This is a genomic window from Variovorax sp. dw_308 (genome assembly GCF_019207085.1).
In the GTDB taxonomy this organism is placed as follows: domain Bacteria; phylum Pseudomonadota; class Gammaproteobacteria; order Burkholderiales; family Burkholderiaceae_C; genus Variovorax.
The window spans coordinates 1-7,715 of the sequence record NZ_JAATOM010000056.1 but is presented as its reverse complement, the minus strand read 5'-3'; the positions used below and the strand labels follow the sequence as shown (position 1 = coordinate 7,715).

Sequence of the window (7,715 nt, the reverse complement as noted above, 5' to 3'; positions counted from 1 at the left end):
GGACTGTCTGTTCACCAACCTCGCCGATAGCAGTCCTTGGTCAACCAGACGATCACGCCGAAGGCCTGCTGGCGGGCACGTCAGCGAACTGGTACTCGCGGCCATGACCGGTCCTTGGGCCGCGTCAATCACGCGGCAGTTCAAGGCTGATTGCTGACATTCATCGGCGCCGTTTACCCGGCAAGCTCAAGCCCCTGCTGCCTCAGGGTACCCGCCCCTCATTTGGATGTGGGATATTCGGTCCCCTGTCACGCCGACACCGCCGGAGGCGAAGTGATGATCACGCGAAGACGACTCGGACTGGTTTCATTGAGCCTGACGGTTGCAATGTGGATGCGAGGCGCGCGAGCCGCGGCCGGCGACGATGCGTCGAGGAAGATGCACATCGCGACCCTAGGGCCGGGCCTGCACGGTTGTCCTCCCGGTCCTGCTGGTGATGCCTTCACCAAGGGCCTCAGCGTTTTGGGATACGGCCCGCATAACCTCAGCGTGGAGTCGAGGTGCTATACCGAACTTGCGGATATTCCGCGGTTCGTCGTCGAACTCCTGAGCACCGATCCGGTCTTGGTCGTGGTCTGGGGTTCGGTTGTGGCGGTGGGCTCAGTGCGGCGGGCTGCCCCGACGCTTCCCATCGTTTTCATAGACGTCGCCGACCCCGTGCAATTTGGCCTGGTGGAGTCGCTCGGACATCCGGGGGGATACACGACGGGAATTTCAAACAATGCAGATGAAGTCATGGCGAAAAAGGTGCAAATCCTGAGGGATGCTCTGCCGCATGCCGCGCGACTTGCGCTGCTGTTCAATCTTTCAAATCCGCTGCAAGAGGGCTACTTGCGAACGCTCCAGGCAGCCGCTCGAACCATGAACTTCGAGACGCACACGTACTCTGTTCAATCGCGGGGAGAACTTGACGGTGCCTTCGCGGCCATGTCCGCAGACCGAATGGATGGAATGGTCCTCGGGCCGGATGCGTGGTTCTATCCGCTTCGAGAGCAGGTCGTCATGCTCGCGGCTCTCCATCAAATTCCGGCGATTTTCGGTAACACCGCGTACTCGGAGGCGGGTGCGTTGTTCTCCTACGGGGCCGATTTGAATGAGATGAGTTACCACGCCACAGCGTTTGTCGACAAGATTCTCAAGGGTGCGAAGCCGGGAAGCTTGCCAGTGGAACTGCCGACCAAATACAACTTGCTGATCAATGCGAAGGCGGCGCGAGCCCTCGGACTCAGCATACCGCCGGGTGTGATGCTCCGTGCGACCCAAGTGATAGAGTAGTTTGCTTTGCAATCGTCGTGATAGGCAGAGGTGATCTGGCTGGCATTGCTCACCCGCCGACTGCTACCTCTACATACCTGCCTTTGAGAGATCGAGAGGGACGGACCGCAAAGGGCCCAGACCCCCATTTGTGCGGCCAAGAAAGCAGTCGTCCGAATTAGCGATAGCGGTTCGCCGCCAGGATGCCGACGAGCTACGACTGCAATACCTTCGGACCGGCCATTGATGCCGCGGATTTCTCCCGCCTGTGACGACTGGAATAGTGCTGACAGCGTGAGTTGGTCGAGCAGCCCTCAAAGACAACAATCGCTGCCCTGCTGCCGTCCGCCGGCATTTCTCGACAGACCGAGTTGGGCCCGGACCACCATTTCGCGGCATTCAGAAGCAGCCATTCATGCCCGCGTCTTTCTTGATCGAACATCGACGATGTTTGCGAAGGTCAAGTTCCGAGGCAGACGAGCCGTACGTCGAGGAAGGTGCCAAAGTCGGCTTTCGTCAACCGCTGTCATTCATCCCAGAAAAATGAACTTCGGCAACCAGTCTTGAGCGCGTCTTCCCCGTCTTCCGGCTCCGAGTCGATGCGGAGGTAGTGCCGTCTCACTGCGCCGAGCAGCAATGGCGCGCAACAATGCTGCTCGCCGTTCGCGTCGACCTGAACGTCCCTGGTCGCGGTCCATCGCTGCGCCGTTCGCGCATCGCACAGAAGGCCTGGCGTCTGTCTCAGCGCGACAGCTCTTCGAGCAACGCCCTCGCGTCGCGCAGGTCGACATAGTCATGTCCCTCCTGGAACCTTGAATACACCGGCTTCAGCAGGGCCAGCGCCTCTTCGGCGCGACCTTCCCCTGCGCGCAGGCGGGCCCAATCACAAGCGGCTCGCAAGGCGAGAAGCAGCATTCCCTGTCGCTCACTGGTCGCGAGCGCACTCAGGTAGGCCGACCCAGCACCCTGTACGTCACCATCGACCTGTAGCAATCGCCCCGCGATTCTCAGTAATTCGGACTCGTAATACCGCTCGTCGGTAGTAGCCTGCACGGCTTGCGCTTCCGCTAGAAATGCTCGTGCTTCGTCGATGCGCCCGACGCGCAGAAGATTGTCTGCACCATGCGCCAGCATCTCAGCCAAGTGAAACTTCCCGCCGGAGCTCGCCCAAACGTCGCAACCGCGGCGCAAAAAAACCGCGCCTTCGTCGACTCTGCCCAGGGCAATCGTCGCGCGCCCCAGATTGACAAGGCCGAAGCCAATGCGTGTCTTGATGCCGAAGCGTTCGGCGAATTCAATCAATTGCATCGACATCGCTTCCGCCTGCGCATAGTCCCCCTTCCAGAGAAGGATGTGCAGTGTCCCTTGCTTCGCCCATGCAATAGACGGAGCATGGCCTCGCGCTGCGGCGATCGCCATCGCTTCGTCAGAAATCGATGCGGCCCGATCCAGATGCCCCTGCATCGCGGCACAACGCAGAGAATAGGCGCGAAGCGCAATCGCTGGATCGCCTCCGCCGATGGGATGCAAATGGGTGAGTTTGATGACATCGTCGAGCTTCCTGGCCGATTCGAGGTATTCCCAAGCCTGATGCGAATGGCCCATCAAGAAGTTGGCCACGCCTAGGATGGTCGTCGCATCGACGCGTAGCCCTTTTGGCAGCAAGTCCATCTGCTGGCTCGTCACGTTTCGCATGCTCTCGATCACTTCGCCAGGACGCCCGGCGCCGAATAGTGTCGGAGCCGAACTGGCCCAGGCCCGAACGAAGTCATCCAGTCGTCCAAGCTCCTGGGCGATTCCGCGAGCTCGCTCGAAGCTGCGGTATGTGTCCTGCGACCCATAGCCGCTGGTCACGCTGAGCGCGTGACCCTGTTTCAGGCTCAGGGTCAGTTCGGTCTCGTTTCGTTCGAGGCTCGCGGGCTGTCTCGCGAGCAAGGCGAGCGCACTGGCAAAGTGAATCGTTGCCTCGCGGACGGCCGCGCGGCTCCACGCAATGTCGCCCGCTGCATGCAAATACCGAATCGCTTCTGCTGCGTTGCCAGCTTCTTGATGGTGCAGGGCCAGCAGTTCAGGTTGGGTTGTTGCCAGCGTCGGCGAGACGCGCTCCATCGCGAGTGCAATCCTTCCGTGCAGCGATGCTCGCCGGCTCCGCACCATGCTGTTGTAGGCGATGTCCCGTATCAATGCGTGCTTGAACGAGTAGAGGGCTTCGGCTTGCGAGCTGCGCTTGAAGATAATCTCGGCACGCAACAATTCTTCCACGGCCTTTTCGAAGTCGTCAGCAGTCATCTGCAAGACCGCAAACAGCAGCTCCTGGCTGAACTCACGTCCAATGGTCGCGGCGACCTGCGCGACCTCCTTGGCAGTTCCCAACCGATCCAGCCGTGCCATCAGCGAATCCTGCAGCGTTGCGGGGATCACTGGTGACTGTAGTGTTCCATCTATCGATCGCCCCTTCGCCCTCGCGGCGGCGGCGTCCAGCACCGTCTTTGTCAGCTCCTCTATGAAAAGCGGCATGCCTTCGGTCTTCTCGATGATTTCGGCGACTGCCTGGTCAGGCAGCGACTCGCCCGCAACCGCCTCGATGAGCAACGCGGCCTGGCGTTGATTCAGCTTGTTCACGGACAATCGAGTGAGGTTGGCTGGATTGCCCCAAGTGGGAGCGTATTCCGGCCGGGAGGTGATCAGGATCAGCACGCGCGCGTCGCGCAGTTGATCCACCGCCTTTGCAATCCATTCCTCTGTTGTCGGATCGATCCAGTGGGCATCCTCGGGGATCAGGAGGACGGGCGCCCTGCGCGAGAACGAGAGGACGATGTCGGTGAGTGTTTGTAGCGTTTGGTCCTTTTGCTGGAGCCGCGTCGCATCGGCCACGGACTCACGCGAGTCGTCGGGCGGAGCCATCAATCGCCGCAGGCAAGCCAGCGAGGATTGCTCTAGTGACACGCCATGCCCTCCAAGATACGCAACGAGCAACGCTTCGCGCTCGGCTGTCGAGTGTGCCGCCGTGATTCTGGCGGCGACCTCAAGTGCGCGAACGACCGGGTAGAGGGCGCTGTTGCGATGGGATGGTGAGCACTGGAGCAGGATCGTCTCAGACGGCACTCCGCCTTCGACCCGCTTGCGAAAGGTTTGAGCGAGCCTCGATTTGCCAATGCCGGCCTCGCCAGAGATCAGCACGGCTTGCCCTTCGCCTTCGCACGCGGCGCCCCATCGATCAAGTAGCAGTGCCACTTCGCTGTCACGCCCAACAAACGGCGACAGTTGATGCGCATGCCTTGCCTCGAAGCGACTGGCGGCCTGACGCTCGCCGACGACCTGCCAGGCGGGCATCGGGGCGCTGAAGCCCTTCAGCATGAGGTCACCCAAGGGCTCGAGCTCGAATGCGTTCTCGACCATAGCGCGCGTGCGCTCCGAAATCACGATTCTCCCCGGTGCGGCAAGACCTTGCAGTCGTGCAGCGAGATTAGGCGTCTCCCCGGTTGCGGAGAGCTCGGCGGCGGTCGTTCCCGTTCCGATGTGCCCGACGACTACCAGGCCAGTCGCGATGCCGATTCGGGTTTGAAGTGTGGTTGGCAAGGCAGGCTGTGGTGAGAGCCGGGACACGGCCGAAACCACATCCACAGCAGCCCGAATCGCGCTGGCGACGGCGTCCTCGTTCGCATGGGGATACCCGAAGTAGACGAGCACACCATCGCCAAGAAACTGCGCAACGTAGCCGCTGTGAGGGGCCACAGCACCCGCGACCGCGTCATGATAGACGGCCACAACTCGTTGAAAATCCTCCGGGTCCATACGGGTTGCCATCTCCGTGGAGGCAACGAGATCGCAAAACATGACCGACAACTGTCGACGCTCGCCATCGATACCTGCAGGTCGGAAAGCTGGCGCCGGACTTGCAGTCGCGGGTGCGGGATCGGTTGCCGCAGAGATTTCTGGCACCGACTGAGCATCTCGCGAGAGAGCAGAAAAAGCCTTGAGGAGTCGCTTGCGGTCCCCGAGCGCGGAGATTCCGATTGTCTCGAGGTCTTTGTCGGTCAGATCCTGAAGCAGGTCGAACTCGATTTTTTGAACGCGAAACGCCTCCGCGCAGTGGGCCATGCCCAGCACTTCAAGCAAGGCGAGAAGGTTCTCCATCGCATTCCCCAAGCAAGATCCCGGAGCGAACGACATTGGAACGCATCCTCCGCTCTTTTTGAAGCGGGGCGAATCGCCAAATGTGAGGATGGAAGCCCACGGTGGGGCCTGCACTCGAATGTTTATCGGGTTTGGTCGACGCTCGCTGGTTCTCGAAAGTGAACGCAACCGGCACGCAGCGGAGATCGTCGCGACGATGCCCCGTCACCCTAGGCGACGGCACAGGTAACTTCTCCAACGCAGCGCTTGCGGTTGTTCCCCGGCGCGGGTCGAATTCACGCTGGACGGCTGAGACCGGTCTTCCCAGCGTAAAGCCGACTGCGGCATCTACGGCCGGTCACAAGGTAATGCAGGCGTGCTCGGCATGCTCTTGGGCGACTCGCCTTGGCAGGATCGAACGACCGCTACTTGGTCCTCCAAGTGGAGGTCGGGGCCCGGGACTGCCTGTTCACCGACCTCGCCGATAGCAATCCCTGGTCAACCAGACGATCACGCCGAAGGTCTGATGGCAGGCAAGTCCGTCAACTGGTCCTCGCGGCCATGAGCAGTCCTCGGGTCGCGCCGTTCGTCCGGCAGGAAGAGACACCGCATGGCCGGGCGCCGAGCAGCTGCGGAAGGCTGCATAAGCTGCGAAGGCGCAGTTCGTGGCATTAACGCGGATTACCGCAATGGCCCTGAGCGCCATTCCGTGACTTTTGGAAGTCAGCCGCTGATACGCCTTGCCGAGCGCGGCAAAGCGAAATATTCATTCGCAAACTAGACCTTCATGGCGGGCATCGCCGCGATCCTGCCGGCGCACCGAGCTTCATCAGCGCGCCGCCATCCGCAGAAGCCGGGACGCCTCTTCGGCGCGCACGTCGTTGACCTCACGCAGCACGGCGCCCAGGTCCACCGGCCCATTCGGACGGGCGAACCTGCCCGTCAGCGTGGAGCCAACGTGCAACTCGCCACGCTCGTAGAGGTTCCATATTTCCTCGCCGTAGCTTGTGGAAAGCAACTCGGGCGCGAACTGCCCGAAGAAGTCCGCGAGGTTCGCCACATCGCGCAGCAACATCCGCCGCGCGTGATTGTTGCCCGCGGCATCGACCGCCTGCGGCAAGTCGATGATCACCGGGCCGTCGGCGGCGAGCAATACGTTGAACTCAGAGAGGTCGCCGTGGATGACACCCGCGCACAGCATGCGAACAACTTCCACCAGCAGCGTGGCGTGGTGCAGCCGCGCGTCCTCCGGCGTGAACCCCACGTCGTTGAGGCGCGGTGCGGCATCGCCCTGCGCGTCGGTGACCAGCTCCATCAGCAGCACGCCGTCGCAGAGGGAAGTTGTGCGGCACCGGCACGCGCACGCCCGCCGCCGCCAACCGGTAGAGCGCGTCGACCTCGGCGCTTTGCCAAGCTGCTTCGGTGGCCTGCCGGCCGAACTTGGTGCCCTTGGCCATCGCGCGCTGCAGCCGCGTATTCTTCACCTTGCGGTTCTCGGTGTAGTCGACGGCTTGGCGGAAACTGCGCTGGGTCGCTTCCTTGTAGATCTTGGCGCAGCGCGTCTCGACCCCGCAGCGCACCACGTAGACCATGGCCTCCTTGCCGCTCATGAGCTGCCGAACCACGCTGTCGATCAGTCCTTCGTCGATGAGTGCCTGTAGTCGAGGGGGTGCTTTCATGGTGCATTTTGCCTGCCTGCCGGATAGCCTCGCGCCAAGGAGGCCGATGTCTATTGCAGCGGCAAGCGCAAGAAGACGAACTTCGTCTGTAAGACAGGACATTCAAGGCGGCCGGCTCGGGTGCTGCCCTGGATCGGAGGTGCTCATCAGAAGTGACCTGCTGCTGGTGGCAGCTGCTAACGGGTTTGCGCTAGGGAAGGGCGGATTCGCTCGATGGTGCGTGGGTGAAAAGCGCCGCAATACGAAATTGAAGTCGTCCGCCAAGTCGCTTCCGGCGAGAAAATGGCCACCTTCAGCGACCAGTCTGCAGCGCTATGAATCACAGTGACTTCACCATTGGTGGCGAATTTTGGTGCGGAGGCGCGAAGTGGCGCTGTACCGACAAAGGCACTCGCGTCATCATCGCCATCAAGCTCGAACACGCCGACCCGAACTGGTACTCCGGCCCGACGTACGCGGTTGCAGAGCAAGTGTTCGACGAGGATGACTTTGGCGGATGCTCGCTGTCGTCGTCGGGGTAGTTGCCGCGCCGCAAGACTTCTGCCTGCAGCCAGTCAGACTCCCACTCCAGAGGCGAAAGAAGCTGAACCCGCCATAGCACGATCGCCAGAGGGGGTGGACCTGTAGCGGCTCTGCTCGCTGCGAAAAGTGGGCGATAAAGCACGC

Annotated in this window: 3 protein-coding genes and 1 pseudogene; 2 read left to right on the top strand and 2 right to left on the bottom strand. The window is 61.6% G+C overall.

Features of this window, described 5'->3' with window-relative positions:
- Window positions 1–309 precede the first annotated feature (309 nt).
- Window positions 310–1,275, top strand: coding sequence for an ABC transporter substrate-binding protein (locus tag HCU76_RS35870; protein ID WP_218511998.1), 966 nt, complete (start codon window positions 310–312; stop codon window positions 1,273–1,275).
- A 720-nt stretch (window positions 1,276–1,995) separates the two neighbouring features.
- Here the strand turns inward: HCU76_RS35870 and HCU76_RS35865 are convergent.
- Both HCU76_RS35865 and HCU76_RS35860 read right to left on the bottom strand, forming a co-directional pair.
- Window positions 1,996–5,391: an adenylate/guanylate cyclase domain-containing protein gene (locus tag HCU76_RS35865; RefSeq protein WP_218511997.1), complete on the bottom strand. Its 3,396-nt coding sequence runs from the start codon at window positions 5,389–5,391 to the stop codon at window positions 1,996–1,998.
- Window positions 5,392–6,199: 808 nt separating this feature from the next.
- Window positions 6,200–7,049: pseudogene (locus HCU76_RS35860) on the bottom strand (PA4780 family RIO1-like protein kinase).
- Window positions 7,050–7,363: 314 nt separating this feature from the next.
- On the opposite strand from HCU76_RS35860, the gene HCU76_RS35855 reads away from it, so the two are divergent.
- Entirely contained in the window at window positions 7,364–7,570 is a 207-nt protein-coding gene (locus HCU76_RS35855) for a hypothetical protein (protein ID WP_218511996.1), read from the top strand.
- Window positions 7,571–7,715 lie beyond the last annotated feature (145 nt).